The 1,583-nt window shown below is 66.6% G+C and carries 2 protein-coding genes and 1 pseudogene; 2 read left to right on the top strand and 1 reads right to left on the bottom strand.

Features of this window, described 5'->3' with window-relative positions; genetic code table 11:
* Nucleotides 1-436, top strand: a 436-nt coding sequence (locus IEZ19_RS49770; protein ID WP_189317954.1) for a multicopper oxidase domain-containing protein, incomplete at its 5' end; no start/stop codon positions are given.
* 71 nt (nt 437-507) lie between these two features.
* On the opposite strand, the gene IEZ19_RS49765 is transcribed toward IEZ19_RS49770, so the two are convergent.
* Nucleotides 508-1,083, bottom strand: coding sequence for an Rv1733c family protein (locus tag IEZ19_RS49765; protein ID WP_444545209.1), 576 nt, complete (start codon nt 1,081-1,083; stop codon nt 508-510).
* A 320-nt stretch (nt 1,084-1,403) separates the two neighbouring features.
* Between IEZ19_RS49765 and IEZ19_RS49760 the strand changes: the two are divergent.
* Nucleotides 1,404-1,583: pseudogene (locus IEZ19_RS49760) on the top strand (IS6 family transposase); the annotation flags it as partial.

Here is a 1,583-nt window from a genome sequence, read left to right as displayed (position 1 = left end):
CTCTCCCGACCCCCACCGGGGTCGGCGTCAGGGTGTCCACCACTCAGGGGGAGGTCCCGACCACACCTTTGATTTCCTGGTGGAGAAGCGCAACGCCGCCGACAAGGGTTTCAACATCTGGACCCTCAACGGGGTTCCGTTCGACATGCACAGCAACAAGCCGGTGATGGATGTTCAGCACGGTAGGCGCTACCGGATGCGGTTCCGCAATGCCACCGACGACATCCACCCCCTGCACCTGCACCGCCACACCTTCGAGGTCACCCACATCGCCGGCACGCCGACCCACGGTCTGCACAAGGATGTCGTCATGCTCGGCGGCTACCAGACCCTCGACTTCGACTTCACCGCCGACCAGCCGGGACTGTCGCTGTTCCACTGCCACCAGCAGCTCCACATGGACTACGGATTCATGCTCCTGCTGCACTGCAAATGACCCTCGCCACCAGGCGGGACAGTCAGCGCCCGGTCGTCACCACGCGGCGAATACAAGTCCCGGGAACCGGGTCAGGGCGTCCTTCCGCTCCACCGGATATCGGCCTGTTCCCAGTCCCTGTCCCACTGCCGCATGCGGCACCGGTTCAGCAATTGGTGAACGGTCCAGGCTCCGCCCAGCACGACCGAAGCCGTACCGACCGCGGCGGCGGTGCCCACCACGCCCGCATCGAGCGCCACCTGCGTCTGGGAGAGGGGACGGGACATGAGGCGGCCGTGCCCGTCAGTCCACACTGTTGTCCGGCTGCCGACGGCGACGCCGGCCTCGATGCCGGTCCGGCCGGTGCGGGGTGCGCCGTCGGTCCCGGTCCACCGCACCGTGGCCACCACGGGGAGGCCCCCGGAGGACACTGCGGACGCACGAGCCGGCGTCTCTTTCAGGACAACCGCCTGCACCGAGTGCTGTCCGGCCAGCTGCTCATCCAACCCGTCATTGGTCATGATCCCCGCGACCAGACCGGTCAGGAGGCTGCCCGCTGTAGCGCACAGCCAGGCGACGAGGAGCAGCCACTTTTCGACTACGTCGATGCGCCGCGCCAGCGGATTACGACGCCACCACCACACTGTGGGCAGAGCTGCCATCATCATCACGCCACACCTTGAGCAAAAATGTGGACCTCTCCAGTGTCCCTCTCGGGACTGACCAGCGTGGGCGTGCTGGCCGCGGTGGTGGCGACCGTGGCCCGGTGACAGCCCAGGGGTCCTGTGCGTCCCGGTACGAGGTCGAGCAGGCGGTGAAGTGGAGCGCGCAACTGTACGAACGACTCTCTCCCCGCGCGTCGTCGCAGGTAGAGGGGCCGTTTCTGTTGATCAGATCGGGAGCATCCCACCGTCACCCAGGCGCTGTCACGTTGGCTGAGGGGTGGTGGGATGATCTTCAGGTTAGTCATGCTGGGAGGGGGTCGTTCGTGTCGTCGACGGTGCCGTCGTACAGGGGCCACCGCTACCCGGCGGAGGTCATCGCGCACTGCGTGTGGCTGTACTTCCGCTTCCCGCTCAGCTACCGGGAGGTCGAGGAGTTGATGCTGCAGCGGGGCGTGGTCGTCTCCTACGAGACCGTCCGCCGCTGGTGCGGCAAGTTCGGGCAG

It is taken from the genome of Streptomyces brasiliensis (assembly GCF_014647875.1).
GTDB classification, from domain to species: Bacteria; Actinomycetota; Actinomycetes; order Streptomycetales; family Streptomycetaceae; genus Streptomyces; species Streptomyces brasiliensis.
This window is presented reverse-complemented; position numbering and strand designations above follow the sequence as displayed.

Excerpts from the sequence above, each read along its gene's own strand:
- IEZ19_RS49765 (WP_444545209.1), bottom strand. The coding sequence starts at position 1,083 with ATGATGATGGCAGCTCTGCCCACAGTGTGGTGGTGGCGTCGTAATCCG.